The following is a 25,898-nucleotide window of genomic DNA, read 5'->3' as shown; positions in this document are numbered from 1 at the left end:
CTCCCGCCTCCGTTCACCGCAGCAGCAGGAACGTGGGGGCGGCGATGAGCGTCCCCACGACGGTGCCGGCGGCCACCTGACCGACGGTGTGGTCGCGCAGGCGTACCCGCGACCAGCCGACCAGCGCCACCACGGGCGCCGAGGCGAGCAGCGCCGGTCCGAACTCGATCACGAGCACGGCCGCCGCGCCGGCCGCCACGGCCGCGTGGATGCTGAGCTTCCACGCCAGGTTGACCACGGTCACGGCGAGGCCGAGGGCGAACATGACGACGACTATCGCCAGGACGGGGCGCGGGGCGCCGAACCCGATCATCACGGCGAGGCCCACCAGCACGGACAGCAGCCCGTACGCCAGTGGCCGCCGGCGCTGTTCCCGTCGCCTGATGTGGTGGTCGGTCAGCCGGCCCCGGCGTACGCCCCACCAGATCAGGCTGTTGGGGATGATCGAGCAGAACAGGGAGCCGACCAGGGCCCAGGCGAGGCCCACCTCGACGGGCGACGCGGCGTGCAGGCCCACGACGACGGGCATCAGCGCGGCCAGCAGCGCCGGGGCGAAGACCTCGGTGGCGGCGCGGGCGAGCAGCCTGCTGATGCGGTCGGGGCGGTCGATGACGTCGTGCACGGTCCACATTCTGCCGACCGCCCCGGGCGGCGGGCGCACCGCGGGCGTGAGCTGTCACGTTCCGCCCCGCTCGGGCGTCACAGTGTCGTCGCGCTTGGCTATGCTGCCCGCACCCGCGCCGTCGCGGCCGGCACGGGCGTGGACCGTCCGGGGTGGACGCGACGGTCGGGTGACACGACACGGGGGTCTCTCGGGCTGGCGGCCCGTCGGGGAGAGTGATGGCGGACGATGTGGCACCGACGGCGTCGGAGACAGCGGTTGTTGCGCCAGCTCGACGTGGACCTGCCGTCGCCCCTGACGGTGCGGGGCCTGGTGTCCGCGCTCGAGACCACGCGCGGTCGGCGCATCCAACTCGCCGCGATGAGCGTCGACGGGCAGGCCGGTCCCTGCGGGCTGTGGGTGGCGACCGCCGGGACCGACTACGTCCTGTTCAGTCGCGACGCGCCGCCCGTGCTGCGCGTCCAGACGATCCTGCACGAGCTGATGCACATCGCCCTGCGGCACACCGCGCGGGCGGTGCCCTCCGGCGGAACGGGTGAGCCGGCGGCGGCGCACGGGGTGCTCGCCCGCTCCCCCGCCACGTTCGACGAGCAGCAGGAGCACGACGCGGAGCTGCTGGCGACGTACCTGGGGGCACGGCTCGACGGCGGCGGCGAGGACGTGGCCTTCGACGAGCTGGGCGGCGTCACGGCCGCCGTCATGCACCGCATCGCCGCGACGTTGACGGACTAGGCGGGAGATCCGGTGCTCGTCACGGTCGGTCATCTGGTCGCCGCCAGCGTCGCCGCGGTGGCGTTCCTGGTGAAGCTCAGGGCGCTGGGTCGGGATCCGGCCAACCCGAGGATCCTGGCGAGCGCGGGGATCTGCCTGGGGATGGGGGTGGCCGTCACCGCCGGGTGGGCGCCGGTGCACAGCCTGCTCGACCGCGTGTCGGGCGTGGCCAATCTCGCCAAGCTGGTGGAGCACGGCTCGGCGCTGCTCGCCGCGGCGGCGATCCAGTTCCTCTTCCTGCACCTGGGCGACCCGGGGCGGGCACGCCGGCTGATGGCGCGGCGGGGCGTGTTCCTCGCCGTCGCGTTCGGCGTGATGGTCGCGGCGTTCTCGCGGGCCGACTTCCCCGAGTCCGAGCCCCTGCACTTCGCCGAGCGGTACGGCGACCTGCCACCGGTCGGCGTCTACATGCTCGCGTTCCTGACCTGCCTCGGGGTGACGGTCGTGGACATCCTGCGGGTGTCCGCCGGCTACGCGCGCTACGCCGGCGCCCGGCTGAGGACCAGCATGCGGCTGCTCAGTGCCGGCGCGGCCTTCGGTGCGGGATTCGTCGCGCACAAGGCCCTGTTCATCTGCCTCAAGCTGGCCGGGGTGGCGCCGCCGTGGCCCGAGCCGGCCGCGACGCAGACGCTGATCACGCTGTCGGTGTCGCTGATCGGGGCCAGCTTCGTGCTGGCGACGGCCCGCAAGGCGGTCGACGGCGTCCGCGCCTGGCCGCGCCGGTACGCCACGCACCGCGACCTGCACGCGTTGTGGTACCTGCTGTACCGGGCGATGCCGACCATCGCCCTGCATCCCCCGCGCCGGCCGGAGGTCGACCCCCGGTGGGCGTGGCGCCTGGGCGAACGGCTCTACCGCCGCTGCGTCGAGATCAGCGACGGCCTGCGTGCGTTGGGCCCGCTCGACGAGTCCGTGGCGGGCGCCGCCCGGCAGCGGGCGATGGCGGCCGGCTGGAGCATCGAGCGTGCCGACGCCGCCGGTGAGGCCGCGGCGGTCCTGGTGGCGCTCCGGCGCTTCACCTCGGGGGCGACGGCGACGCGGGAGGTCGATCCGGCCCTGGAGTCGCAGAGCGTGGCGGTCGCGCAGGCCGACGTGCAGGCCGACGCGAGTCGGCTGGCGCTGGTCTCGACGGCGCTCTCCGAGGAGCTGGTGCGCGCGGTCGCCGCCCGTACGCCGGACGCCCCGGCGCGCGGGCGGGAGGCGTAGGCGGGCTCAGATGATGAAGTGGGTCCAGTAGGCGAGCCAGGTGACGAAGAGCGCGCCCTGGAGCAGGGCCAGGGCGGCGGTCAGCCAGGCGTCGGCGCCCGCGTGGCGGGCCCAGCGGGCCAGCACGAGGCCGACCGGGAAGACGGCCAGCAGATAGCGCAGCAGGCTCTTGTACACCGGCGGCCCCATCGACAGCGGCACCAGGACCATGGTCAGCCCGTACACGAGATAGGGCAGCCCGAGTCGGCGGGCGCCCGCGAGCAGGACCGCCAGCACCAGCACGGCGACCCACACCCGCAGGGCGTCGCGGGGCGGGCTGCCGGTCAGGCCGTGCCACAGCACCGCCAGCGGGTTCTGCACCCGGATGCCCCAACCCGTCTCCTGGGCGTGCTTGTAGGCGAACCAGTCGCCGCTCTGCCATCGGCAGAACGCCATGAACGCCAGCCAGCCGGCGGGCACCAGCGCCAGCGGCCAGCCGACGCGCACGTACGCCCACCACGCGCGCGGGCCCAGCCGGTAGCCGTGCTGCCGTAGCAGCACCAGGGCCAGCGGGAGCACGACGAGGAACCCGACCGAGCGGCTCGTCGCCAGGAAGAAGCCGACGACGCCCACGAGCAGCCAGCGCCGCCGCTCGGCGTAGTGGAAGGCGGCGAGCGCGAGGCAGAGGAACAGCGACTCGGTCAGCGCCGCCTGGAACAGGAACCCGGCCGGCAGCAGCACGAGGTAGCGGACGAACCGGCGGGCGGAGGCGTCGTCGCCGAGCAGCCGCTCGCCCAGCCGGTGGGCGTAGAAGAGCATCAGCAGGAACGCGACGTTCGCGACGAGCAGCAACGCCAGCGCGGTGTCCCCGCCCAGCAGCGGGGCCAGCGGACGGGCCAGGAACGGATAGAGCAGGGGAAAGCCGAAGTCGGGCCACGGCTCGTCGAGCGGGAGCTGCGCCAGGCGGTCGTAGAGGAAAGAGTCCCAGGCGAACCAGAGCGCGACCGCGCGGTGCCCCGAGACTGCCCGCTGCTGCTCGCGCATCATCGTCTCGTCCGGCGGCGGGGCCCAGGGCACGTCGTCGAAGGCGCTCAGCGCGAGCACCCCGAGGGCGCTGAGCACGATCTTCGTACCGAGGAAGACGGCGAGGACGAACAGCCACGGCGTCGGCATCCGGCCGGCGGCCCGCGACGCCGCCCGCCGCAGGTCGTGCCCGCGCCCGGCCAGCCGGGCCGGCAGCGTGCGCCACCGCCGGCCCGAGACGGCCCGCCCACTGTCCATCACGCGTCTCCCGGTCCGGCGGCCCGACCGGTGCCACATCCCCGTTCCGGGGCCGTTGACACGTCGGCGCGATCCCGGCGCGGAACCGGGCGCCAGGCGCGTCGCGGGACGTCCCAGGCGCTCCGCCCGTCGGGGTGTCCCGGGAGCGGACGGGGATCCGGGGTGAGTTCGGGCCGGTGCCGGGTAAGCGGGCCGCCTCCGGGAGGCGGAAGCAGGGGGCGACGGGCATGGGCGAAGAGCACGGCACGGTGGTCATCGGCGCGGGACCGGCGGGCCTGACCGCGGCGTACGAGTTGCTCCGGCGCGACAGCGCGGTCCGGGTGTTCGAGGCCGACGAGGTGGTGGGCGGGATCAGCCGTACCGTCGAGCGGGACGGATGGCGCTTCGACATCGGCGGGCACCGGTTCTTCACGAAGGTGGCCCGGGTCGAGGAGTTCTGGCACGAGATCCTGCCCGACGAGGACTTCCTGCTGCGGCCCCGGATGAGCCGGATCTACTACCGGGGCGCCCTGTTCGACTACCCGCTGAGCGCGGCGAACGCCCTGCGCAACCTCGGCGTGCGGGAGGCCGCGCTGTGCATGGGCTCGTACGCGCGGGCCCGGCTGCGCCCGCCGAAGGACCAGTCGCACTTCGAGGGGTGGGTCTCCGCCCGGTTCGGCTGGCGGCTCTACTCGATGTTCTTCAAGACGTACACCGAGAAGGTCTGGGGGATGCCGGCCGACCGGTTGCAGGCCGACTGGGCCGCGCAGCGGATCAAGAACCTGTCGCTGGCCAAGGCGGTCCGCAACGCGGTGCTGCCCAGACGCAACCGCAAGGACGTGACCAGCCTGATCGAGGAGTTCCAGTACCCGAAGCTCGGCCCGGGCATGATGTGGGAACGCTGCGCCGAGGAGGTGCGCCGACGCGGGGGCCGGGTGGACACCGGCACCTGGGTGACCGCCGTGCACCGGGACCCGGAGCGCCGCCGGGCCGTCGCCGTGACCGTCAACGGGGCCGGCGGGCAGCGTACCGAGCCGGCGGAGCACGTCGTCTCCTCGATGCCCATCTCCGAGCTGGTCGCCGCGCTGCGCCCGGCGGCCCCGCCGGAGGTGCTGGCCGCCGCGGCCGACCTGCGGTACCGGGACTTCCTGACCGTCGCGCTGGTGGTGCCGGAGGAGTTCTCGTTCCCGGACAACTGGATCTACGTGCACGACCCGGCGGTGAAGGTCGGCCGGATCCAGAACTTCGGCTCCTGGTCGCCGCACCTGGTCAAGGACGGCCGCACCTGCCTCGGCCTGGAGTACTTCGTGTTCGAGGACGACGAGACCTGGCGTACGCCGGACGCCGAGCTGGTCGCCGCCGCGACGGCCGAGCTGGAGCGGCTCGGTCTGGTCCGGCCGGGGGTGGTCGAGGCCGGGTACGTGGTGCGGATGCCGAAGGCGTACCCGGTCTACGACGAGCGCTACCAGCACAACGTCGACGTGATCCGGGACTGGCTGGCCCGCGAGGTGCCCAACGTCCACCCGGTGGGCCGCAACGGCATGCACCGCTACAACAACCAGGACCACTCGATGCTGACGGCGATGCTCACCGCCGAGAACATCGCCTGCGGCACCCGGCACGACGTGTGGTCGGTCAACGTGGAGCAGGACTACCACGAGGAGTCGAGCCACGACGGGGACGGCCACCGGGGCACCGGCCGGGACGCGCCCGTCGTACCGGCCCGGCCCGCCGTTCCGGTCGGCACGACGCTCGACGGCACCGGCACCGGCACCGGCACCGGCAGCGGCACCGGCACCGCCCGGCCCGAACGGCCGGCTCACGTGCGCCTCGGTTGAGCCGCCGGCTGCGCGTTCGGCACCGCCGGCACAGGCCCGGGAGGGAAGGCCGGTGGCGTGCGGCGGCGGACCGGCCCGGGCTCAGTGCGCTTCGAGGACGAAGAAGATGAAGCAGATGAACGTGGTGCGGTCCACGAGATGTGGAGGCAGGATCTCGCGCGGGGTCTCGGGAGACATGGGGGGTTCGCTGACGACCGAGAGGCGGAAGCCCGCGTCGGTGAACGCAGCCGTCATCGCGTGCAGCGGCCGGTGCCAGTAGGTCAGCTCCGCGGTGTGCCCGTCGAAGGTGTACTCCTCCGACCACCGTGCGAGGGCGAAGTAGTCGGCGCCCGGGTTCACCGCCGGGTAGACCATCGGGTGGTTCACGGACAGGATGAGGCGACCCCCTGGCCTCAGGACTCGTCGCAGCTCGGCCAGGGGCGCGGTCCAGTCCTCCAGGTAGTGCAGGACCAGGGACGCGACGACGTCGTCGAACGCGCCGTCGGCGAAGGGAAGCGGCTCGCTGAGGTCGGCCACCAGCAGCGTGGCGTCCCCGCCCAGCCGCCGTCGGGCCAGCTCGACCATCGCCCGGCTGGAGTCGAAGCCGGTCACGACGGCCCCTCGCTCGCGAAGCGCCGCGGACAAGGGACCCGAACCGCAGCCGGCGTCGAGGATCCGCCGGCCGTCCACGTCCCCGGCGAGCCCGACCATCGCGGGCCGCTCGTAGTAGCCGTTGATCAGGTTGGATTCGTTGTCCGCGCTGTAGCGCTCGGCGAAACTGTCGTAGTGGTCGGCCTTCACCAGGCTGTCTCCTCGGCATCGCAGCAGGGTCGAAAGCGCGATCCTGCCAGGGTCGTCGAGCCGCCACTGCCCCTGCCGCGCTCCGGTCGACGCCAGTCAACGCGCTGGCTCCACGTGCCGGTCAGCCGGCGAGCTGGTCGCGGCGGCGGGTGAGGTAGGCCCGCTCCGCGGGGTTGCCGGCGAGACCGATGGCCCGGTCGTACGCCGCCCGCGACTCGCCGCCGCGCCCGAGTCGCCGCAGCAGGTCGGCGCGCGCGGCGTGGAAGGCGTGGTAGCCGTCGAGGGCGTCGGCGAGCCGGTCGATCTCGGCGAGCCCGACCCCGGGGCCGTCGACCTCGGCGACCGCGACCGCCCGGTTGAGCCGCACGATCGGTGAGGGGTCGAGCAGCGACATGCGCCCGTAGAGCGCGACGATGGTGGACCAGTCGGTGTCCCGGGCGGACGGGGCGTCGGTGTGGACCGCGTTGATCGCGGCCTGCAGTTGGTAGCGCCCGGGTGGGTCGCCGCCGGTCACCATCGCCTCGATCCGCTCGCGGAGAAGGGCGTTGCCCTCGGCGATGAGGGTGCGGTCCCAGGCGCCGCGGTCCTGCTCGGCGAGGGTCACCAGCTCCCCGGTGCGGGACACGCGCGCCGGGCGCCGGGCGTCGGTGAGGAGCATCAGGGCGAGCAGGCCGGCCACCTCGCCGTCGTCCGGGAGGAGGGTCCGGAGCAGGCGGCCGAGGCGGATCGCCTCGTCGGTGAGGTCGACGCGCACCGGGGCGTCCCCCTCGCTGGCGAGATAGCCCTCGTTGAAGACGAGGTAGACGACCGCGAGCACGCCGGCGAGCCGTTCGCGGATGTCGTCGGCCGAGGGCACCCGGTAGGGGATGTGCGCCGCCTTGATCTTCGTCTTGGCACGGGTGATGCGTTGCGCCATGGTGGTCTCCCGCACCAGGAAGGCGCGGGCGATCTCGGGCACGGTGAGGCCGCCGAGCAGGCGCAGGGTGAGCGCCACCCGGGCCTCCGACGCGAGCGCGGGGTGGCAGCAGGTGAAGATCAGTCTGAGCCGGTCGTCCTCGACCGGGCCGGTCGGCTCAGCAGGGGTGTCGTCGTACATGATCCGGGCCGCCTGGTGTTTGGCGTCGCGCTGTGACTCGCGACGGAGCCGGTCGATCGCCTTGCGGGTCGCGGTGGTGGCGAGCCAACCGCCGGGATTGGACGGTACGCCCTCGCGCGGCCACCGCTCCGCGGCCGCCACGAACGCCTCGGCCGTCGCCTCCTCGGCGACGTCGAGATCGCCGAAACGGCGCGCGAGGCCGGCGACCACCCGCGCCCACTCCTCGTGGTGGACACGGGTGATCGCCTGCTCGACGGTGGGATCGGTCATGGCTCCGGCAGCGCTCGGACGGATGCCCCGGTTCGGAAGGGACGCACCTCGACCGTACCGCGACACGCTCTCGACCCCTCGGCGGCGAGGGCCAGGGCCACGTCGAGGTCGGCCGCCTCGATGACCCAGAAGCCGTCGAGGTGCTCCCTCGTCTCCAGGTAGGGCCCGTCGGTGAGAACGGGCCGCTCGCCCTGCCCGTCGACGGTGGTGGCGGTCGTCGCGGGCGCCAGGCCGCCGGTGAAGACGAGGTGACCGTCCCGCCGGAGCCTCTCGTCGAAGACGCCGGTGTCGGCGAACGCCTGCGGCACGGCCTCCTGGGAGGGGTGGGTGCCGAGCTCGGTGGGCTCGGCCGGTCCGTGGACGGACAGCAGGTATCTGGGCACCACGCTCACTTCTCCCCGGCGCCGTTACGCCGGGCGCGCCCCGGGGCCTCTGAACCGGTGCACCTCCTGCGGCCAGTCGAGCGCGGTCGCGAGCCTGCCGGCCCAGTGTCGCGCCGCCTCGTCGTCGGGCACGTCCACGACGGCGAAGCCGCCGAGGTGCTCCTTGGTCTCGACGTACGGGCCGTCGGTGAAGACGGGCCTGCCGTCGACCGATTCGACGCTGCACACCGCGGTGGACCGGTCGAGCCCCCCGTTGCTGAAGAGCAGGACGCCCTCGGCCTGCATGTCCGCCATCACGGCCCAGCCGGCCCTGCTCTTCTCGCGAAGCTGCTCCGCCGTGTGTTCGGGCACCCACTCGTCGTTGAAGGTGATCAGGTACTCCGTCATGGTTGTCTCCTCTCGGTCCCGGACGAGGGCCCTGCCCGGCTCCTCGTGTCCGACGGCCCAGCCGGCCGCCGCACACTGGTTCCACGAACGGCCACGCCCCGATACGACACCATCATCGGAGAATCGAGGTCCAGGATGCGGCACGAGGGGTGAGACGAGGTCACCGTCGTTTGCCGAAGCCGTTCGCGTCACCCGGCAGTTGTGGTGGCGCGAACGGGCACGATCCGGGATAGCCTTGGCGCATATGGCTACCTATCGCAGCGCCTCAGTGCTCCTCTCCTCCGACGGCACCCGTACCCCCGGTACCGCCGCACTCTTCGCCGAGCCCGCCCGCAAGGGTGGGACCCCGCCGTGGGCGGGCGATTTCCGACCCGCCAACAGCGCCGGCAACGGCCCCAAGAACGCGGTCGGGAAGACCTTCACGTTGGAGTTGCCCGACGGCAGCACCGGCAAGGTCGTGGTCCAGGGCCTCAAGAGCGGGAAGGGAGGCGTCGTGCTGGCGTTGATGGGCGAGGACGCACCCCCCTTCTGATCGGGAACTGATCGCCCACCGACCCCACCGGCTGGAGACGGCCGGTGAGCGCGGTGTGCCGCAGCGCCGGTGGCGGCTCGGGTCCCGGGCTACCGGAAGCTCACGGATCGGCCCCTGGTCGGCGACGCGCCGACCAGGGCCACGGTCAGCGGCGGCCGGCGGCCAGGGCGACGAGGTACTGTCCGCCGCCCGCGTCGACGCTCGCGGTCACCGACAGTCCGGGCACCAGCCGGGAGAACCGGTCGACCAGCCAGTCCGCCGCCGCCTGGGCGTCCTTCTCGCTCGGACAGCGGGCGACCAGCTCGCGACCGCCCTTGCGTTCGAGTCGCTCGGCGACGGTGATCAGTGGCGCGGGCTCCACCACGTGCAGGTGGTCCGGCCAGGCGATGACCACCTTGACCGCGCCCTTGCGGGTGTTGCAGGCACGGTGCGCGAGTCGCTCGGCGACCTTGGCCTTCCTGTCGGCGGTGCGGCTGTCGACGCTGGGACCACGCGGGTCGTTCACCGACATGCCGGCATCGACCGGCTCGTCGCACACCCAGCACCGCCAGCCGTCACGCCTCGCGACGTCATCGAGGGAACTCATCCGAGCAAACTAGCCTGTCGACCGCCGGCCGACGACAGCCCCGGCCGCGGCGAGCGGGTCCGCGTCATCGACGTCGTCCTGGCGCACCCGTCGGCGGTCACGTCCGCAGACCCGCCGTACCAGCCGCACCATCCGCCTCGGCCTGGGCCACCTGCCGATGTCCGACGCTGCTCCCGGGCGACGGTCTGGAATGCTCCTCCCATGCCCTCCTACCCGCCCACCTTCGCCGACCAGGTCGTCGCCCAGCCGGCCCGGGCCCAGTTCGAGGCGTTCCTCGACGAGCACCGCGGCGCGCTCAACGGCTGCCTGGACGGGCTGACGGAGGAACAGGCGCGCCGGTCGTTGGTGGCCTCGCGGACCACGCTGCTGGGTCTCGTGAAGCACGTGACCTTCGTCGAGAAGGTCTGGTTCGACGAGGCCGTCACGTGCCGGTCGCGCGCTGAGATCGGCATCCCCGCGACGCCGGACGAGTCGTTCATCCTCGATGACGACGACACGATCGCCACCGTCCAGCGCGCGCACCGCGAGGCCTGCGAGGCGTCACGCCGCGCGACGTCGTCCCTGGGCCTGGACGACATCCTGCCCGGGCACCGGCGGGGCCCGCTTCCGCTGCGGTGGGTGTATCTCCACGTGCTGCGCGAGCTCGCCCAGCACTGTGGGCACGCGGACATTCTCCGGGAGCAGCTCGTCGACGGTTAGTGCGCCCAACGTCCGCCCCGCCGACCCGGGCCGCACCCTCCCCGCCGGTAAACGCCTTGCCGCCGCACCCGGGCCGTCCCTAGCATCCGCCGATGCGGATCCGCGAGTTCCACGAGTCCGACTGGGCCCAGGTGTGGCCGATCGTCCAGGAGGTGGTCCGGGCGCGGGAGACCTTCCCCTACGACCCGGAGCTGACCGCCGAGCAGGCGTACGACATGTGGGTGGAGGCCGCGCCCGGCCGGACGGTGGTCGCGGTCGACGGCGACGCGGTGCTGGGCACCGCGAAGATGGGCACCAACCGCCCCGGACCGGGCGCGCACATCGCCACCGCGAGCTTCATGGTGGCCCGCGCGGCGCGCGGGCGTGGCGTGGGCACGGCGCTGTGCCGGCACGCGGTCGACTGGGCCCGCGAGCGGGGGTACGCCGGCATGCAGTTCAACGCCGTGGTGGCGAGCAACGCCACCGCCGTGGAGCTGTACCGGCGGGAGGGGTTCGACGTGGTGGGCACGGTGCCCGGCGCGTTCCGGCATCCCACCCTCGGCCGGGTGGGCCTGCACGTGATGTACCGGGAGTTCTGAGCGACCGGCCGGACGCCGCGCGCCGCGTCCCATCGGGGCGGGACGCGGCGCGCGGCGGGCATCGTCAGACGGCGGCCTTGGCGACGGCCTCGGCGCGCAGGTTGTCCTCGGAGGCGCCCCGGCGCCAGTAGCCGGAGAAGGTGACGTGGCGGCGGTCCAGGCCGCGCTCCCCGACGAGGTGCCGGCGCACCGAGCGCACCATCGAGGACTCGCCGGCGATCCAGGCGTACGGGGTGCCGGCCGGCAGGCGGGCGGCGCGCACCGCGTCCGCCAGCAGGGTGCTGCCGGGGGCGGTGGCGCCGCGCACGATCCAGCGCACCTCGGCCCGCGCCTCGGTGGGCAGTTCCTGGATGTCTCCCGCGTCGGGGACCTCGATCCAGGCCCGCACCGGGGTGCCGGGCGGCAGCCAGGCCAGGATCCCGGCGGCGGCCGGCAGCCCGGTCTCGTCGGCCACCAGCAGGACGGAGTCCGTGCCGACCGGGGGCCGGAAGCAGACACTGCGGTTGTCGTGCACGGCCGGGCCGAGCAGCACCACCCGGTCGCCCGGCAGGGCGTGCCGGGCCCAGCGGGAGGCGGGGCCGGTGTCGCCGTGGCTGACGAAGTCGATGTCCACCTCGGCCACCTCGGGGCGCTGCTCCCGGATGGTGTACGAGCGCATCACCGCGCGCACGTCGGGGTCCATGGCCCGGTAGGCGCCGAACCAGTCCTCCCCCGCCCCGACGGGGAGCACCGGCTCGGGCTGACCGGGGTGCGGCAGGAACAGCGAGACGCTCTGGTCCCGGCCGCCACCGGCGAAGTCGGCCAGTTCCGGCCCGCCGAAGGTGACCCGGACCAGGGAGGCGCCGACGCGGCGGGCGCCGACGACCTGCGCGGCGAAGAGGCGGTACTGCACGGCGACGGCGGTGGTCACGACGTGACCTTCTTCGCGCCCTTGATGGCGGCGGCCAGGTTCTCCAGCAGCGGCGCGGCGCCGGCGTACGAGAAGCGGGGCACCGCGTCCCAGGCGGCGACCTGGTTGGCCTTGACCGCCGGCAGCTGCTGCCAGGTCGGCTTCGCGGCCATGTCCTTGGGTTGCAGGGCCGAGGCGCGGTTGTCGAGCAGGAGCAGGTCGGCCGGGAACTTGCCCGCGTTCTCCCAGCTCAGCGCCTCGAAGTAGTCGCCGGCCTCCAGCTTGGTGGGGACGACGATGTCGACGCCCAGCTCGGCGAAGTACATCAGGTCGGTGCTGACCTTGGGGTTGGAGGCGTAGAACAGGTCGGGGCTGCCGGAGCAGGCGAGCACCTTGATGCCCGGGTTGGCCTTGACCGCCTGGCGGACCGACTCGGCGGCGGCCTCGAAGCGGGCCTTGGCGTCGGTGACCTTCTTCGCGGACAGGTCGGCGCCGAGGGACTCGGCGAGCTGCGCGTACCGCTCGATCGGCTTGGTCATCGGCACCCGCGCGGTGGTCACGGTGACGGTGGGGGCGAGCGGGAGGATCTTGCCCTTGCTCTCGTCCGGCACGTACCAGAAGGCGCCCGGGTCGTACATGTGGGTGACGAGCAGTTCGGGCCGCAGGGCGGCGTACTTCTCCAGGTTGAACTCGCCCCAGACGTTGCCGAGGATCTCCACGGACTCGACGTCGAGGTCGCCGGCCTGCGGGTCCTTGCTGCCGTCGGAGCGCTTGGTCTCGCCGAACACCCCGACGATCTGCTTGTCGAGCCCGAAGTCGACAAGCGCGGCGGCGACCCCCGTGAAGGCGACCACCCGGGTCGGCCGGGCGGGGGCGCTCACCTTCTCGTTGCGGTCGTCCGTGAACGACCACGGCCCGCCGGAGTCCTTGGCGGCCGGGGTGGCGGAGTCCTCGTCCCCGCCGCAGCCGGCGAGCAGGGCTGCCAGGGTGGCGGCGCCACCGGCGGCGAGCAGGCCCCGGCGGGAGAGGCGGCGGGCGGACACGGGATGCGGCATGGCGGTGTCTTTCGATCAGGGTCGGGCGAATGACCATGGACAGCGGGGTTAGGTTAACCTAACCTAAACGGCTGTCAAGTCCCGTTCGGAATTCCGCACCAATCGGAGCCCACACTGTCCGCCACCCTCTCCCCCCGCGTCGGCGCGCCGCCGGCACCGCCGGCCGTACGCCGGCCCGGCCGGGCCGCGCTGCGGGCCGCCGGGCTCGCGGCGTCGGTGCTGCTGCTCGCGGCCGTCGCGGTGCTCAGCATCGCCGTGGGCGCCAAACAGCTCCCCCTCACCGACGTCTGGCAGGGCCTGCTGGACCGCGACGCCGCCGAGTACGCCGTCGTGCACCGCATGCGGCTGCCGCGTACGCTGCTCGGCCTGCTCGCCGGGGCGGCGCTCGGCGTCGCCGGCGCGGTCATGCAGGCGCTGACCCGCAACCCGCTCGCCGACCCGGGGCTGCTCGGCATCAACGCCGGTGCCTCGGCGGCGGTGGCCACCGGGGCCGTCCTGTTCGGCATCGGCGGCGTCGGCGGGCAGGTGTGGTTCGCGCTGCTCGGCGCGGCGGCCGTGACCGCCGCCGTCTACGTGGTCGGCGGCGGGCGCGGGGCCACCCCCGCCCGGCTGGCGCTCGCCGGCGCGGCGCTCAACGCCACCCTCTACTCGTACGTCAGCGCGGTGATGCTCATGGACACGGCGTCGCTGGAACGGCTGCGGTTCTGGACGGTCGGCTCGCTGGCCAGCGCCGAGCCGTCGACCGTACGCACGGTCGCGCCGTTCATCGCGGCCGGCCTGCTGGTCGCGCTGGCCGTCACGCGCCCGCTCAACGCGCTGGCGCTCGGCGACGACGCGGCGCGCGCGCTCGGCGCCCGCCCGACCGTCGTCCGGGGCGCGGTCATCGTGGCGATCACGCTGCTCTGCGGCGCCGCCACCGCCGCCTGCGGGCCGATCGTCTTCGTCGGGCTGCTCGTGCCGCACCTGGTCCGGGCAATCACCGGGCCCGACCTGCGCTGGCTGCTGCCGTACTGCGCGGTGCTGGCACCGGTGCTGTTGCTCGGCGCCGACGTGCTGGGGCGGGTGCTGAGCCGGCCCGGCGAGCTCCAGGTCGGCATGGTGACCGCCGTGGCGGGCGGGCCGCTCTTCCTCTGGCTGGTGCGGCGCGGGCGGGTGGCCCACCCGTGATCACCATCCGCACCCCCGGCGGCCTGTCCCTGCGGCTGCGCCCCCGCGCCATCGCCGTCGGTGTCATCTGCGTGCTGCTGGCCCTGACGCTGAGCGTGTTCGCCATCGGCAGCGGCGACTACCCGATGAGCACCGCCGACGTGCTGCGCGCCCTCACCGGCCGGGGCACTCCGGCCGAGGAGTTCATCGTCACCGAGCTGCGGCTGCCCCGGCTGGTCACCGCGCTCTGCGTCGGCGCCGCGCTGGCGCTGGCCGGGGCCGTCTTCCAGTCGCTGGTCCGCAACCCGTTGGGCAGCCCCGACATGCTCGGCTTCACCCAGGGCGCGGCCACCGGGGCGCTCGTCGTGGTGGTGCTCGGCGGCAGCAGCGTGGCGCTGGCCTCGTCGGCGGTGGTCGGCGGGCTGGTCACCGGCGCGCTGGTCTACGCGCTGTCCTGGCGGCGCGGCGTGCACGGGTACCGGCTGATCCTGGTCGGCATCGGCACCATGGCGATCCTCACCGGCGTCAACGGCTGGCTGCTCACCCGGGCCCCGCTGATGGACGCCGCCCGCGCCGTGCTCTGGCTCACCGGCAGCCTCGACGGTCGCGGCTGGTCGAACGCGCTGCCGCTGCTGATCGCGCTGGGCGTGCTGGTGCCCCTCATGCTGGCCGGCTACGGGCCGGCGATGCGGCTGGTCGAGATGGGCGACGACACCGCCGCCGCCCTCGGCGTACGCGTGGAGCGGCTGCGCCTCGTCGTGCTCGCGGCGGCGGTGCTGCTGGTCTCCCTCGCGGCGGCCGCCGCCGGGCCGGTGAACTTCGTGGCCCTCACCGCGCCACACCTCGCGCGGCGGCTGACCCGGGCCCCCGGGCCGAACCTGCTGCCCTCGGCGGCCGTCGGCGCGGTTCTCCTGGTCGCCGCCGACCAGCTCGCGCTGCGGGCCTTCCCCGGGCACCAACTGCCGGTCGGCGTCGTCACCGGCGTGCTCGGCGGCGCCTACCTGGTCTGGCTGCTGGCCACCGAGCGCCGGGCCGGCCGACTGTGACCGGACGCGGCCAGCGGGCCACCCACGACGAGAACGGAGCACCGAGCATGCAGTCCCGGCTGAGCGGCACCGCGATGACCCTCGCCTACGAGCGGCGGACCATCGCGCAGGACCTGAGCGTCGCCGTGCCCGACCGGTCCTTCACGGTCATCATCGGCCCCAACGCCTGCGGCAAGTCCACCCTGCTGCGGGCCCTGTCCCGGCTGCTGAAGCCGGCCGCCGGGGCGGTCCTGCTCGACGGCGAGGACATCCACCGGCAGCCGGCCCGCAGCGTGGCACGCACCCTCGGCCTGCTGCCGCAGACGTCCATCGCGCCGGACGGCATCGGCGTGGCCGAACTCGTCGCCCGCGGCCGGTACCCGCACCAGGGGCTGCTGCGGCAGTGGTCGCGCGAGGACGAACGGGTGGTCACCGAGTCGATGGCCGCCACCGGGGTCGCCGACCTGGCCGACCGGGCCGTCGACGAGCTCTCCGGCGGGCAACGGCAGCGGGTGTGGATCGCGATGGCGCTGGCCCAGCAGACCCCCCTGCTGCTGCTCGACGAGCCGACCACCTACCTGGACATCGCCCACCAGATCGAGATCCTCGACCTCTGCGCCCGGCTGCACGAGGAGCAGGGCCGCACGCTGGTGGCGGTGCTGCACGACCTCAACCACGCCGCCCGCTACGCGACGCACCTGATCGCGATGCGCGAGGGGGAGGTGGTCGCCGCCGGCGCGCCCCGGGAGGTGGTCACCGCCGAGCTGGTCGAGGAGGTCTTCGGGCTGCCCTGCCGCGTGATCGACGACCCGGAGACCGGTACCCCGCTGGTGGTCCCCGCCGCCCGCCGCCGGGCCGCCGCGAGCGCCCCGGCGGTCACCGCCGGCGGAGGCAAGGTGGGCGGGTGACGGGCGTTCGCGCCGCCGGCGCCGGCCGCCTGCCGGCCCGCGCCGCGCCACGGGTCGACCTACTCGCGCATCGACCGGAATCACCGTACGGTGGCACACGATGCGTGATCTCGCCAGCACCTACCGACAGGACGTCGACGGCTTCGGCCGGGTGACGATCCGACCCGTCGACCCCGACACCGACATCGACCTGATCCACGCCTGGGTCAGCCAGGAACGCGCCCGGTTCTGGGGCATGCGCGACGCCGGCCGCGACCGGGTCGAGGAAATCTACCGCTACCTCGACTCGCTGCCCACCCACCACGCCTGGCTGACCCACCGCGACGGCACACCGGTGGCGCTGTTCCAGACCTACGAGCCGGCCGCCGACCCGGTCGGCGAGTGCTACCCGGTCCAGCCCGGCGACCACGGGGCCCACCTGCTGATCGGCCCGCCCGGCGCGGTCGAGCGGGGCTTCACCGGCACCCTGTTGCGCGTGTTCCTCGACTTCGTCTTCGCCGACCCGCGACGCCGGCGCGTCGTGATGGAGCCGGACGCGCGCAACGACAAGGCGGTCGAGCGGCTCCGGCGCACCGGCTTCGTCGCCGGCCCGCTGATCGACGTGAACGGCAAGCGGGCCCGGCTGCTCTTCCTCGACCGGGAGACCTTCGAGGCCGGCCGGCCCTGAGACGCGGGACGCTCCCCGGGCGGTCGCCCACCCGGGGAGCGTCGGGGGCTCAGCCGCCCGGCCGCAGCACCCGGCCCGGGCCGGCGACGTTGTCCGCCGCGGCCTGACTGCGCTGGGTGCCGGTGACGCAGACGTCGTCACCGAGGAACGCGTCGCGCCACACGTAGCCGGCGACGCAGGTGTGCGGGCCGTACGGGCCGTTGACCCAGCGGCTCGTGGCGACGGCGTTGTCCGCGAGCACCTGGGAGCGGGTCGTCCCGGTGACGCAGACGTAGTCGGACTGGTCGGCGTCGCGCCAGACGTACCCGCTGACGCAGGTGTTCGGCCCGGCGACCAGGCGCGCCGGGTTGCGGCGGCTCGCCGCGGCGGCGTTGTCCGAGGCCGCCTGGGTGCGCTGGGCGCCGGTCACGCAGACGTCGTCACCGGCGTACGCCTCCCGCCACACGTAGCCGGAGATGCAGGTGTGCGGGCCGTACGCGCCGTTGGTCCAGCGGCTCGGGGCCGCCGCGTTGTCCGCCCACACCTGGCTGCGGGTCGCCCCGGTGACGCAGACCATGTCGCCCGGCCGGGCCTCCCGCCAGACGTACCCCTGCAGGCAGCGGTTCACCACGTCGGTGGTGACGGTGACCGACGCGGAGTTGCCCGAGATCCAGTTCACGCCGATCTGGACCCCGTTGGCGTTGAGCGACTGGGCCGGACCGCCGCCGGGCCCGGTACGCAGCAGCGTGGGCGTGCCGTTGCGGACCTCGTGCAGCAGGACCGTGTCGGCCGGGATGCCGGCGCTCCAGCCGGTCTTGCGGCGGAACTCCACGGTGTAGTATTGGAACGTGTCGGCGGGGTCGAACGGGATCCGGACCAGTTGCGGGCCGCTCGCCGAGGGCACCTCCAGCGGCGCCAACGTGATGCTCCGCGAGCCCACCCCGTCGGCGGCCATGGTGAACACCCGGTTCTTCGGCAGCCAGCCCAGCTCGTCGCGGTGGAACGCGTTGAGCCCGACCGCGCTCGTGCCGTAGTTCGCCGTGGCGAAGGCGTGGATGTGCATCGCGCTCATCTCGTCCCACGGGTCGTCGTACTCCCCCGGCTGGGACCACGGCGCGTTCTGGTAGGTGGTGTCGTTGGAGAACGAGTGCCCCAGGTTGTAGCCGTGCAGCATCTCGTGGGCGGCGAAGCCGACGTTCCAGGCGCCCGGGTCGAGCAGCACCCGCCCGCCGGCGGCCCCGGAGTCGACCCAGTCGTTGAGCATGACGGCGGTGCGGTGCCCGGCGGGGACGGTGTAGCCGTTGGCCGCGGCGGTGTCGACGCAGCGCTGGATGCGGGTGCCGCGGTCGATCGACTGGTACTGCGCCAGGGTGTACGGCATCGTGTACCAGCCCCGGACGGCCGAGCCGGCCAGCGAGACCCGGCCACCGGACTGGTCGGCCAGGTAGTCCGCCACCCCGGAGGTGCCGAGGCCGGCGTCGGTGAGGAAGTTGGCGAAGAACGACGGCGCCCGGGGCTCCGCCGGCTTGTCGCTGAACTTGCAGAGCAGCACCGACCAGGGGGTGCTGTTGCGGATCGGGCTGGCCACCGCCGGCCCCGTCGCCGCCACCACCGTCCCGATGACGGCGCAGCTGAGCGCCACGGTCGCCGTGGCGACGCGGCGCAGCAGGTTGGGTCCCACTCGCACTCTCCGTTTCCGTCGGCCCGCCCGGTGCGGACCAGTGGGAGACATGGGAGCACCCGGCGTGACCGCGCGGATGCGGCAAGTCGCATTGGCGACGGGCCGAAATCCGACTCGCCCCCGCCGCCGGGGCCGGCGACGGGGGCGGAGCCGCCCGGGCGGAAGGGCGGCAGCGGGCGGATGCCACCCGGCGGTACGCCCTCGGGGCGCGGCGGGAGGCCTCAGCCGTGCAGCCAGCGGTGGATGCACTGCAACAGGTCGGCGGCGTCGACCGGCTTCGTGACGTAGTCGCTGGCGCCGGAGGAGATGCTCTTCTCCCGATCGCCGTGCATGGCCTTCGCGGTCACCGCGATGATCGGCAGGTCGGCGTAGCGGGGCATGGCGCGGATGGCCGCCGTCGCCGCGTAGCCGTCCATCTCCGGCATCATCACGTCCATCAGCACGAGGTCGATGTCGTCGTGGCGCATCAGCGTCTCGACGCCCTGCCGGCCGTTCTCCGCGTACACCACGTCGAGCCCGTGCAGCTCCAGGATGTTGGTCAGCGCGAAGACGTTGCGCGCGTCGTCGTCCACCACCAGCACCTTGCGCCCGGCCAGGTCGCCGGGCAGGGCGTCGACGACGGGACGGACGTCGGGCAGCACCGGGGCGAACGGCAGCACCCGCTCCGGCGTCACCGCCGTGAGGTGCAGGGCGATCCGCTCGCGCAGGTCGTCCAGGCTGCGCAGGACCTCCAGCGGCCGCTCGTGGGTCAACGCCTGCAACAGGGCCTGCGAGCCCGACGGCAGCGGGTGTCCGTGGTACGCCAGCACGGGCACCCCGCGCAGCGCCGGATCGTCGTGCAGCGCCTTCAGCAGGTTCGTACCGCCGTCGTCGGGCAGGTCGAGCTGGAGCACCAGGACGTGGTGCCGCCCGGCGGCGAGCGCCTCGACCGCCGAGGCCACGTCCACCGCGGTGGAGATCTCCACCGGCGGGTGGGCGTCGCCCAGGTCCGCCGCGACGCCCTGGGCGAGCAGCGTCAGCAGCCCCTTGTCGTGACGCTCCAACACCAGCATCCGGCGGACCTCGCCGGGCTGGAGGGTCACGGCCGGCGGCAGCGTGGCCGGCGGCGTCCAGGGCAGGGTGGCCGGGGGCGTCCACGGCAGGGTGGCCGGCGACGTCCAGGGCAGCGCGCCGGCACGGCCCGCGGCCGGCAGCGCGCCGGTCGGGCGGTCGTGCGGGACCGCCGCGTCGCCGGTCCCGGCGGGCACCGGCCCGACGGGCAGGTAGAGGGTGAACGTGCTGCCCCGGCCGAGCACGCTGCGCGCCTGGATCCGGCCGCCGAGCAGGTGGGCGATCTCCCGGCTGATGGACAGCCCGAGGCCCGTGCCCCCGTACCGCCGGCTGGTCGTGCCGTCGGCCTGCTGGAAGGCGTCGAAGATCGCGGTCAGGTGCTGCTCGGCGATGCCGATGCCGGTGTCGATCACCCGGAACGCGAGGAAGACGTCCGTCTGGGCGAGCCCCTCGGGCAACTCACCCGGCGCGGCCCGCTCGATGCGCAGCCGTACCCGCCCCTTCTCGGTGAACTTGACCGCGTTGGAGACCAGGTTGCGCAGCACCTGCCGCAGCCGCTGCTCGTCGGTGTGCAGCTCGGTCGGCACGCCCGGCCCGGTGCTGATCTCCAGCTCCAGGCCCCGGGGCGTGGTCAGCGGCCGGAAGGTGGCGTCGACGTAGTCGCGCAGCGCGGCCAGCTCGAACGTCTCCGGGTTGATGTCCATCTTCCCGGCCTCCACCTTGGACAGGTCGAGGATGTCGTTGATCAGCTGGAGCAGGTCCGTGCCGGCCGAGTGGATGACCGTCGCGTACTCCACCTGCTTGGCGGTCAGGTTGCGGTTCGGGTTCTGCGCGAGCAGCTGGGCGAGGATGAGCAGCGAGTTCAGCGGCGTACGCAGCTCGTGGCTCATGTTCGCGAGGAACTCCGACTTGTACTTGGAGGCGAGGGCGAGCTGCTGGGCGCGGGCCTCCAGCTCCTGCCGGGCCTGCTCGATCTCGGAGTTCTTCGTCTCGATGTCGTGGTTCTGCCGGGCCAGCAGGGCCGCCTTGTCCTCCAGCTCGGCGTTGGAGCGCTGGAGCTCCTCGGAGCGGGCCTGCAACTCCTCCGAGCGGGCCTGCAACTCCGCGGCGAGGCGCTGCGACTCGGTGAGCAGCACGTCGGTACGGGCGTTGGCGACGATGGTGTTGACGTTGACGCCGATGGTCTCGGTCAGCTGGTCGAGGAAGTCGCGTTGCACCTCGGTGAAGCGGCTCATGCTGGCCAGCTCGATGACGCCGAGCACCTGGTCCTCGAAGAGGATCGGCAGCACCACCAGGTGCAGCGGGGCGGCGGCGCCGAGGCTGGAGGAGACGGTGACGTAGTCGGCCGGCACGGTGTCCACCACGATGGCCCGCTTGCTCACCGCGGCCTGCCCGACGAGCGAGTCGCCGAGGGCGTACCGGCGGCCGGAGGTGTCATGCCCGTACCCGCCGACGACCCGCAGGCCGGTCCCGCCGGGGCCGTCGTCCACCAGCAGGAACGTGCCGAGCTGCGCGGAGACCAGCGGGGCCAGCTCGTTCATCACCAGACCGGCGACCACGTCCAGGTCGCGGTGGCCCTGCATCAGGCCGGCGATGCGGGCCAGGTTGGTCTTGAGCCAGTCCTGTTCCTGGTTGGTGCGGGTGGTCTCGCGCAGCGACTCCACCATCGAGTTGATGTTGTCCTTCAGCTCGCCGACCTCGCCGGGGGCGTCCACGGTGATGGAGCGGGTCAGGTCGCCGGTGGCCACCGCGCTGGTCACCTCGGCGATGGCGCGCACCTGGCGGGTGAGGTTCCCGGCCAGCTCGTTGACGTTCTCGGTGAGCCGCTTCCAGGTGCCGGAGACGCCCTCGACCTCGGCCTGGCCGCCGAGGCGGCCCTCGCTGCCGACCTCCCGGGCCACCCGGGTCACCTCCGCCGCGAACGACGACAGCTGGTCCACCATCGTGTTGATGGTGGTCTTCAGCTCCAGGATCTCGCCGCGCGCGTCGACGTCGATCTTCTTGGTCAGGTCGCCCTGGGCCACGGCGGTGGTGACCTGGGCGATGTTGCGGACCTGGCCGGTGAGGTTGTTCGCCATCGAGTTGACGTTGTCGGTGAGGTCCTTCCAGGTGCCGGCCACGTTCGGCACCCGCGCCTGCCCGCCGAGGCGGCCCTCGGTGCCGACCTCCCGGGCCACCCGGGTCACCTCGTCGGCGAAGGCGCCGAGCGTGCCGACCATCGTGTTGATGGTCTGGGCGAGCACGGCCACCTCGCCCTTGGCCTCCACGGTGATCTGCCGACTCAGGTCGCCCTGGGCGACGGCCGTGGCGACCAGCGCGATCGAGCGCACCTGGTTGGTGAGGTTGTTGGCCATCTCGTTGACGTTGTCGGTGAGGTCCTTCCAGGTGCCGGCCACGTTGGACACCCGGGCCTGGCCGCCGAGGCGGCCCTCGGTGCCCACCTCCCGGGCCACCCGCGTCACCTCGTCGGCGAACGCGGAGAGCTGGTCGACCATCGTGTTGATGGTCTCCTTCAGCGCCAGGATCTCGCCGCGCGCGTCGACCCGGATCTTCTGCGTCAGGTCGCCCTTCGCCACGGCGGTGGTCACCTCGGCGATGCTGCGCACCTGGGCGGTGAGGTTGTCCGCCATGACGTTGACCGACTCGGTGAGGTCCTTCCAGGTGCCGGAGACGCCCTTGACGTCCGCCTGGCCGCCGAGGCGCCCCTCGGTGCCCACCTCGCGGGCGACCCGCGTCACCTCGTCGGCGAACGACGACAGCTGGTCCACCATCGTGTTGATGGTGTTCTTCAGCTCCAGGATCTCGCCGTGCGCGGTGACGGTGATCTTCTGCGACAGGTCGCCCCGGGCCACCGCCGTGGCCACCTGCGCGATGCTGCGCACCTGGTCGGTGAGGTTGACCGCCATCGAGTTCACCGAGTCGGTGAGGTCGCGCCAGGTGCCGGCCACGCCGCTGACCTGGGCCTGACCGCCGAGCCGCCCGTCGGTGCCGACCTCGCGGGCCACCCGGGTCACCTCGTCGGCGAACGACGACAGCTGGTCCACCATGGTGTTGATGGTGCTCTTGAGCTCCAGGATCTCGCCCCGGGCGTCGACGGTGATCTTCTGCGACAGGTCGCCCCGGGCCACGGCCGTGGTGACCTGGGCGATGTTGCGGACCTGGCTGGTCAGGTTGCCGGCCATGAAGTTCACCGAGTCGGTGAGGTCGCGCCAGGTGCCGGCCACGCCGGGCACCTCGGCCTGGCCGCCGAGGCGGCCCTCGCTGCCGACCTCCCGGGCCACCCGCGTCACCTCGTCGGCGAACGACGACAACTGGTCCACCATCGTGTTGATGGTGATCTTCAGCTCCAGGATCTCGCCGCGCACGTCCACGGTGATTTTCTGCGACAGGTCGCCCCGGGCCACCGCCGTGGCCACCTCGGCGATGTCGCGGACCTGGTCGGTGAGGTTGCCCGCCATGGCGTTGACGGAGTCGGTGAGGTCCTTCCAGGTGCCCGACACCCCGGGCACCTCGGCCTGGCCGCCCAGCTGCCCCTCGGTGCCCACCTCCCGGGCCACCCGGGTCACCTCGGAGGTGAACAGCGACAACTGGTCGACCATGCCGTTGAAGACGGTGGCGATCTCTCCGAGCAGGCCGTCGGCGTCCTCCGGCAGCCGGGTGCCGAAGTCACCGTCGCGTACCGCCGTCAGGCCGGCCAGCAGCTGCCGGAGCCCCGGATCGGCCATCGCCGCGGCCCCACCGGTCGCCGGGTTGCGCCGCGACGCCGTCTTCTCGACCACCACAACCACCTCGCGCAGCAGCCGGGGGCCTGCCCGCCGGCACAACATCGACCGCGCAAGTATGCACAGCCCGGTCGCCGCACGCGCGCCGGCCGGCACCCCGCTACGCCGGCCGTCCGGCGGCTGCGCACCAGCACGGTTACCAGGGGCGCGGCGCGGGTAGAGGCGACGCTCGAACCGGTCCGACCGGAACGGGGGACTCGCCGGGGCGGTCCTCGACGCCGGCCCGGCGAGCGGGTCCGGTGTGGAGCGCGCGCCCCGCCGGAGAAGGAGTGCCGACGGTGCGACAGTGGTGGCGGGGCGCGCGCGGGCGGATCCGCGCCGACGGCATGACCGTGGTCGAGCTGACCCTCGCCGCGACCGTCGCCTGGATGCTCGCCGCGCGGGTGATCGGCCACCCGGACCCGTTCTTCGCGCCCACGGCCGCGCTGGTCGTCCTCGGCGAGGCACGGGGGCGGCGGGTCCGGCAGACGGTGGAGATCCTGCTCGGGGTCGCGGCCGGGGTGCTCGTCGCCGAGCTGCTGGTGTACGCGCTCGGCCCCGGCACCGGCACCGTCTTCCTGGTGCTGCTGCTGACCACCGGCCTGATGGTGGCGATCGGGGCGCGCACCACCCTCGTGGTGCAGGCGGCGGTCTCCGCGATGTACCTGGTGGCGGTCGCCGCGCCCAGCGGCACGCTGATGCCCTTCCGATTCGTTGACGCGCTGATCGGCGGCGTGGTCGCGCTGGCCGCGAGCCAGCTCCTGGCGGCCCGCGACCCCCTCGCCCCGCTGGTGCGGGAGGCCCGGCAGAGCTTCGCCGACCTCGCCGAGGTGCTCGACGCGCTCGACGACGCGCTCGCCCGCTGCGACGAGACCGCCGCCCGGACCGCGCTGGACCGGGCCCGGGAACTGGACGACTGCGTGGACCGGCTGCGCACGGCGGTCCGGGCCACCGGGGAGACGCTGCGGTTCCGGGTCCGCCGGCGGCGGCACGTCGGGCAGGTACGGGAGGTGGAGGCGACCGCCCGGCAGCTGGACTACGCCGTGCGCAACGTCCGGGTCCTGGCCCGCGCCGGGGTGACGCTGACCCGGCTGTGCACCGACACGCCGCCGGAACTGGGCGACGCGATCCCCGCCCTGGCCGCCGCCGTACGCGCCGCTGGCGAGGCCGTCGCGACGGACCTGACCGGCGAGGACGCCGCCCGGCACGCCGCCCGGGCCGACGAGGCGGCCATGACCGCGGTCCGGGTCGCCGGCCGGCTGCTCGCGTCCGACCCGGCGCTGCCCGTCACGATGATCGTCGGCCAGATCCGGGCGACCGCCATCGACCTGCTGCGCGGGGTCGGCCACGACGACGTCGCCGTGCTGGAGCGGGTGGACGAGGCGCTCGGGGTGGTGCCCGCTCAGGTGGCGTCGCAGCGCTCCGAGAGCGCGTAGCGGACCAGCACGACGTCGCCGATCTGGCGGGTCTCCGCCACCCGCGCCCGGCGACCGGGATGCCAGGGGAAGCTCCCGTCGCCGACGAACCGGGGCGCCCGCCCGTCACCGACGAAGAACGGGGCCAGGACCAGGTGCAGCTCGTCGGCGAGGCCCGCGGTGAGGAACTGCCCGAGCACGCTCGCCCCGCCCTCCACCATCAGCCGGTCCACGCCCCGGCCAGCCAGGTCCGCCAGCAGCCACGCCGGGTCCACCGGCTCGCCCGCGTCCACCACGGTGGCCCGGCCCGCCAGCCGCTCCCCCGTCTTCGCCACGGCCGGGGTGGCACAGTAGACGATCCGGTCGGCGTCGCCGGTGGTGAAGAAGCGGGCCGTCGGGTCCAGGTCGCCGCAGCCGGTCACCGTCACCTTGGTCGGGGAGGCGGGCAGGCCCCGCGCGACCCGTTCGGCGCGCCGCCGCGCGGAACGGACCAGCAGACGCGGGTCGTCGCGGCGGACCGTGCCCGCGCCGACCAGGATCGCGTCGCAGCCCGCCCGGACCGCGTCGACCCGGTCCAGGTCGGCCTCGTTGGACAGCAGCAGCCGCTGCCCGCTCGCGTCGTCGAGGTAGCCGTCCATCGACGTGGCGCAGCTGAGCAGGACGTACGGGCGGTCAGTCACGGACGAAGGGCAGGTCGAGGGCGTGCCCGCCACGCCCGGCCTTCGCCGCCAGGTAGCCGGCGTTCGCCGGGGACAGGTGCACCCCGGTGGGTACGCGCGCGGTGACCGTCACCCCGAGCCGCTGAAGCTGTGCCGCCTTGTCCGGGTTGTTGCTCAGCAGGGCGGCCCGGTCCACGCCCAAAGCGGCGAGCATCTGCGCGGCCACGGTGTAGTCCCGCTCGTCGGGCTGGTGGCCCAGCGCCAGGTTCGCCTCGTAGGTGTCCAGCCCGGCGTCCTGCAACGCGTACGCGTCGAGCTTGGCGTACAGGCCGATGCCGCGTCCCTCCTGCCGCAGGTAGAGCAGGTAGCCGCCGGCGTCGGCGATGCGTTCGACCGCCTCGCGCAGTTGGGGGCCGCAGTCGCAGCGCCGGCTGCCGAACACGTCCCCGGTCAGGCACTCGCTGTGCGGGCGGACCAGCGGCGGCGACGGGCGCGCCGTGGCCCTGTCGACGGGGCCGGCCCGGTCACCCAGGCCGAACGCGAGGTGCTCCCGGCCGTCCACGAGACCGTCGAAGGAGAACACCCGGGCGGTGGTGAGGTATCCGTCGGGGAACCGCAGCGGCACGGTGACCTGCGTACGGACCGTGGCGGCGGGCGGGGATTCGGACATCGGGCT

Annotated in this window: 24 protein-coding genes; 11 read left to right on the top strand and 13 right to left on the bottom strand. The window is 73.8% G+C overall.

What is annotated here, in order from left to right; genetic code table 11:
- Positions 1 to 13: 13 nt before the first annotated feature.
- Positions 14 to 622 carry a phosphoesterase PA-phosphatase gene (locus ACLQ20_RS11645; protein ID WP_425855407.1) on the bottom strand — a complete coding sequence of 203 codons (609 nt, stop codon included), beginning with the start codon at positions 620 to 622 and terminating at the stop codon, positions 14 to 16.
- Between the two features lie 258 nt (positions 623 to 880).
- Here ACLQ20_RS11645 and ACLQ20_RS11640 point away from each other — a divergent pair, with 258 nt between their 5' ends.
- Together ACLQ20_RS11640 and ACLQ20_RS11635 are read left to right on the top strand one after the other, a co-directional pair.
- The gene (locus ACLQ20_RS11640) at positions 881 to 1,354 is read left to right on the top strand and encodes a hypothetical protein (protein ID WP_151453144.1); all 474 of its coding nucleotides are present in this window, start codon (positions 881 to 883) and stop codon (positions 1,352 to 1,354) included.
- A 12-nt stretch (positions 1,355 to 1,366) separates the two neighbouring features.
- Positions 1,367 to 2,599: an MAB_1171c family putative transporter gene (locus tag ACLQ20_RS11635; protein WP_151453143.1), complete on the top strand. Its 1,233-nt coding sequence runs from the start codon at positions 1,367 to 1,369 to the stop codon at positions 2,597 to 2,599.
- Positions 2,600 to 2,605: 6 nt separating this feature from the next.
- Here ACLQ20_RS11635 and ACLQ20_RS11630 read toward each other — a convergent pair whose 3' ends face one another.
- A complete protein-coding gene (locus ACLQ20_RS11630) occupies positions 2,606 to 3,859 on the bottom strand; it encodes a hypothetical protein (RefSeq protein ID WP_327028714.1) in 1,254 nt (417 codons plus the stop codon).
- A 227-nt stretch (positions 3,860 to 4,086) separates the two neighbouring features.
- On the opposite strand from ACLQ20_RS11630, the gene ACLQ20_RS11625 reads away from it, so the two are divergent.
- The gene (locus tag ACLQ20_RS11625) at positions 4,087 to 5,676 is read left to right on the top strand and encodes an NAD(P)/FAD-dependent oxidoreductase (RefSeq protein WP_358119799.1); all 1,590 of its coding nucleotides are present in this window, start codon (positions 4,087 to 4,089) and stop codon (positions 5,674 to 5,676) included.
- A gap of 81 nt (positions 5,677 to 5,757) precedes the next feature.
- On the opposite strand, the gene ACLQ20_RS11620 is transcribed toward ACLQ20_RS11625, so the two are convergent.
- The 4 genes from ACLQ20_RS11620 to ACLQ20_RS11605 all read right to left on the bottom strand — a co-directional run bounded on the left by ACLQ20_RS11620 (position 5,758) and on the right by ACLQ20_RS11605 (position 8,592).
- Entirely contained in the window at positions 5,758 to 6,456 is a 699-nt protein-coding gene (locus tag ACLQ20_RS11620; protein ID WP_151453140.1) for a class I SAM-dependent methyltransferase, read from the bottom strand.
- Between the two features lie 121 nt (positions 6,457 to 6,577).
- Positions 6,578 to 7,822 carry an RNA polymerase sigma factor gene (locus tag ACLQ20_RS11615; RefSeq protein WP_425855403.1) on the bottom strand — a complete coding sequence of 415 codons (1,245 nt, stop codon included), beginning with the start codon at positions 7,820 to 7,822 and terminating at the stop codon, positions 6,578 to 6,580.
- Entirely contained in the window at positions 7,819 to 8,208 is a 390-nt protein-coding gene (locus tag ACLQ20_RS11610; RefSeq protein WP_425855401.1) for a YciI family protein, read from the bottom strand. The genes ACLQ20_RS11615 and ACLQ20_RS11610 overlap by 4 nt, the downstream gene beginning before the upstream one ends.
- 21 nt (positions 8,209 to 8,229) lie before the next feature.
- Positions 8,230 to 8,592 (bottom strand): YciI family protein, encoded by a 363-nt coding sequence (locus tag ACLQ20_RS11605; protein ID WP_151453137.1) that lies wholly within the window; start codon positions 8,590 to 8,592, stop codon positions 8,230 to 8,232.
- 244 nt (positions 8,593 to 8,836) lie between these two features.
- Here ACLQ20_RS11605 and ACLQ20_RS11600 point away from each other — a divergent pair, with 244 nt between their 5' ends.
- Positions 8,837 to 9,124 carry a hypothetical protein gene (locus ACLQ20_RS11600; RefSeq protein ID WP_225851988.1) on the top strand — a complete coding sequence of 96 codons (288 nt, stop codon included), beginning with the start codon at positions 8,837 to 8,839 and terminating at the stop codon, positions 9,122 to 9,124.
- A gap of 145 nt (positions 9,125 to 9,269) precedes the next feature.
- Here ACLQ20_RS11600 and ACLQ20_RS11595 read toward each other — a convergent pair whose 3' ends face one another.
- Positions 9,270 to 9,710: a hypothetical protein gene (locus tag ACLQ20_RS11595; RefSeq protein WP_425855400.1), complete on the bottom strand. Its 441-nt coding sequence runs from the start codon at positions 9,708 to 9,710 to the stop codon at positions 9,270 to 9,272.
- Positions 9,711 to 9,911: 201 nt separating this feature from the next.
- Between ACLQ20_RS11595 and ACLQ20_RS11590 the strand changes: the two genes are divergently transcribed.
- Both ACLQ20_RS11590 and ACLQ20_RS11585 read left to right on the top strand, forming a co-directional pair.
- Positions 9,912 to 10,409 (top strand): DinB family protein, encoded by a 498-nt coding sequence (locus ACLQ20_RS11590; RefSeq protein ID WP_425855398.1) that lies wholly within the window; start codon positions 9,912 to 9,914, stop codon positions 10,407 to 10,409.
- A gap of 92 nt (positions 10,410 to 10,501) precedes the next feature.
- Positions 10,502 to 10,987: a GNAT family N-acetyltransferase gene (locus ACLQ20_RS11585; RefSeq protein ID WP_425855396.1), complete on the top strand. Its 486-nt coding sequence runs from the start codon at positions 10,502 to 10,504 to the stop codon at positions 10,985 to 10,987.
- A 64-nt stretch (positions 10,988 to 11,051) separates the two neighbouring features.
- Here the strand turns inward: ACLQ20_RS11585 and ACLQ20_RS11580 are convergent, their stop codons facing one another.
- Positions 11,052 to 11,897, bottom strand: coding sequence for a siderophore-interacting protein (locus ACLQ20_RS11580; RefSeq protein WP_425855395.1), 846 nt, complete (start codon positions 11,895 to 11,897; stop codon positions 11,052 to 11,054).
- Entirely contained in the window at positions 11,894 to 12,931 is a 1,038-nt protein-coding gene (locus ACLQ20_RS11575; RefSeq protein WP_151453132.1) for an ABC transporter substrate-binding protein, read from the bottom strand. The genes ACLQ20_RS11580 and ACLQ20_RS11575 overlap by 4 nt, the downstream gene beginning before the upstream one ends.
- Positions 12,932 to 13,021: 90 nt before the next feature.
- On the opposite strand from ACLQ20_RS11575, the gene ACLQ20_RS11570 reads away from it, so the two are divergent.
- The 4 genes from ACLQ20_RS11570 to ACLQ20_RS11555 all read left to right on the top strand — a co-directional run bounded on the left by ACLQ20_RS11570 (position 13,022) and on the right by ACLQ20_RS11555 (position 16,677).
- The gene (locus ACLQ20_RS11570) at positions 13,022 to 14,098 is read left to right on the top strand and encodes a FecCD family ABC transporter permease (protein ID WP_425855905.1); all 1,077 of its coding nucleotides are present in this window, start codon (positions 13,022 to 13,024) and stop codon (positions 14,096 to 14,098) included.
- The gene (locus ACLQ20_RS11565) at positions 14,095 to 15,123 is read left to right on the top strand and encodes a FecCD family ABC transporter permease (RefSeq protein WP_425855393.1); all 1,029 of its coding nucleotides are present in this window, start codon (positions 14,095 to 14,097) and stop codon (positions 15,121 to 15,123) included. The genes ACLQ20_RS11570 and ACLQ20_RS11565 overlap by 4 nt, the downstream gene beginning before the upstream one ends.
- Positions 15,124 to 15,170: 47 nt before the next feature.
- The gene (locus tag ACLQ20_RS11560; RefSeq protein WP_358119784.1) at positions 15,171 to 16,010 is read left to right on the top strand and encodes an ABC transporter ATP-binding protein; all 840 of its coding nucleotides are present in this window, start codon (positions 15,171 to 15,173) and stop codon (positions 16,008 to 16,010) included.
- 100 nt (positions 16,011 to 16,110) lie between these two features.
- Positions 16,111 to 16,677: a GNAT family N-acetyltransferase gene (locus ACLQ20_RS11555; RefSeq protein ID WP_425855390.1), complete on the top strand. Its 567-nt coding sequence runs from the start codon at positions 16,111 to 16,113 to the stop codon at positions 16,675 to 16,677.
- A gap of 49 nt (positions 16,678 to 16,726) precedes the next feature.
- Here the strand turns inward: ACLQ20_RS11555 and ACLQ20_RS11550 are convergent, their stop codons facing one another.
- Positions 16,727 to 18,337: a hypothetical protein gene (locus ACLQ20_RS11550; protein WP_425855389.1), complete on the bottom strand. Its 1,611-nt coding sequence runs from the start codon at positions 18,335 to 18,337 to the stop codon at positions 16,727 to 16,729.
- A 221-nt stretch (positions 18,338 to 18,558) separates the two neighbouring features.
- A complete protein-coding gene (locus tag ACLQ20_RS11545; protein ID WP_425855903.1) occupies positions 18,559 to 23,112 on the bottom strand; it encodes a HAMP domain-containing protein in 4,554 nt (1,517 codons plus the stop codon).
- 335 nt (positions 23,113 to 23,447) lie between these two features.
- Here ACLQ20_RS11545 and ACLQ20_RS11540 point away from each other — a divergent pair, with 335 nt between their 5' ends.
- On the top strand, positions 23,448 to 24,584 hold the full coding sequence (locus tag ACLQ20_RS11540) for an FUSC family protein (protein ID WP_425855387.1): 1,137 nt from the start codon (positions 23,448 to 23,450) through the stop codon (positions 24,582 to 24,584).
- Here the strand turns inward: ACLQ20_RS11540 and ACLQ20_RS11535 are convergent.
- A complete protein-coding gene (locus tag ACLQ20_RS11535) occupies positions 24,551 to 25,243 on the bottom strand; it encodes a RibD family protein (protein ID WP_151453125.1) in 693 nt (230 codons plus the stop codon). The genes ACLQ20_RS11540 and ACLQ20_RS11535 overlap by 34 nt on opposite strands.
- Positions 25,236 to 25,892, bottom strand: a complete 657-nt coding sequence (locus tag ACLQ20_RS11530; RefSeq protein ID WP_327028726.1) for a GTP cyclohydrolase II — start codon at positions 25,890 to 25,892, stop codon at positions 25,236 to 25,238. Before ACLQ20_RS11530 ends, ACLQ20_RS11535 begins: the two co-directional genes overlap by 8 nt.
- Positions 25,893 to 25,898: the final 6 nt, after the last annotated feature.

Source organism: Micromonospora sp. DT46 (assembly GCF_049841735.1).
Taxonomy (GTDB): domain Bacteria; phylum Actinomycetota; class Actinomycetes; order Mycobacteriales; family Micromonosporaceae; genus Micromonospora; species Micromonospora reichwaldensis.
This window is presented reverse-complemented; position numbering and strand designations above follow the sequence as displayed.